General features: G+C 63.5%; 2 protein-coding genes. One reads left to right on the forward strand and one right to left on the reverse strand.

From position 1 onward, the window contains the following. Nucleotides 1–346, reverse strand: a 346-nt coding sequence (locus tag EN750_RS33980) for an LLM class flavin-dependent oxidoreductase (RefSeq protein ID WP_127399251.1), incomplete at its 3' end; no start/stop codon positions are given. Nucleotides 347–536: 190 nt separating this feature from the next. Here EN750_RS33980 and EN750_RS33985 point away from each other — a divergent pair. Further along, on the forward strand, nt 537–1,478 hold a 942-nt coding region (locus EN750_RS33985), incomplete at its 3' end, for an ABC transporter ATP-binding protein (protein WP_145968185.1).

Consider the following 1,478-nt stretch of genomic DNA (forward strand, 5'->3'; position numbering starts at 1 on the left):
AGGCGAACATGCGCGCCACATTGTAGGGCTCGCTGTAGGAACTCGATGCCGTGGTGATCAGGCCGATATGCTTGGTCACGCCCGCCAGCGCCGAGAGCAGCGTCAGCGGTTCGAGGCGCGCATTGGCGTAGTGGGCGACGCCGCTCTTGACCGAATCCCAAATCGAAACGTGGTCGGCGACGAAGATGGTGTCGATCCTGGCGCGCTCGGCCGCCTGCACGAGATCGCGGTAGAATTCGAAGTCCAGCACCTCCCGTTCCGGCGCCCTGGGATGGCGCCACGACATCCGGTGATCGCCCTGCGGGTTGAAGAAGAATGCGCTGAGGATCATGTGGTCTCGAGCCATGACGGCCTCCTTCCAGATCTGCTCCGGAGACCGTCGCGCTGCCTCGGCAGACGGCGACAATCTCTCCTGAGGCATGAAAGGTAGATTGCGCTTCGGCTTAATCCGAGTAATTTTATAGAGATAATGCACTCCGAAAGCGGAAGCGATTGCCCTCGATGGCAGCGCTCGAAGAAAGTGGTTTCAAGTCTCCATGTCCTCCTCGGTTCTGAACGTAGACCAGCTGTCCGTCGCCTATGACGGGCGCAAGGGATCGCATCCCGCCGTCAGCGGCGTGTCGCTGCACATAAGCCAAGGCGAGGCGCTCGGCTTGGTCGGCGAGTCAGGATCGGGCAAAAGCTCTGTGGCGCTCGCCATCCTGCGTTATCTGCCGAAGAACGCCCGTATCGCGGCCTCAGCGCTTGAATTCCAGGGCCGCGAAATCCGCGACCTTTCCGCCGAGCAACTCCGCCGGCTCAGGGGAAATCATATCGCCGCCGTCTACCAGCATCCGGGCGCGGCGCTCAATCCAAGCATGACGATCGGCCGGCAGATCACCGAGACGATCATGCGGCACCGCCCGGTTCGCCTCGACGAGGCGCGCGAGCGTGCGGCCGAACTGCTCGGCCGGGTCCGCGTCAGCCATCCGGAGCGTGTGCTGGATCTCTATCCGCACGAACTCTCCGGCGGCATGCAGCAGCGCGCCAACATCGCCATCGCGATTGCGCTCGACCCGTCGCTGCTGGTGCTGGATGAGCCGACGACGGCGCTCGACGCCAGCGTCCAGTCCGAGATCATCGCCATCCTCTCCGACCTGCGCAAGGATCACAAAACCAGCATCCTGCTGATCAGCCACGACATCAACATGATCCGCCGCTCCTGCGACCGGGTGGCGGTGATGCAGGCGGGAGCCGTGGTCGAAAGCGGCGTTGCGGGCGATGTCTTCGACAACCCCTCTCACGCCTACACCAAGGCGCTCATCGCCTCGATCCCGGCGCTCAACTACACCAAGCGGGACGGAAGACTGGCGGAGCCGGACGGCATGCCAGCGCACCCCACAGCCCAAGGCGAAGACGCCGGCTTGCCAAAAGAACGCCGGATCGCGATCGCCTGCAAAGGCATCAGTCATGCCTTCGGCAGCCAGTCAGTGCTGCAC

Source organism: Mesorhizobium sp. M7A.F.Ca.ET.027.03.2.1, from assembly GCF_003999175.1.
GTDB lineage: Bacteria > Pseudomonadota > Alphaproteobacteria > Rhizobiales > Rhizobiaceae > Mesorhizobium.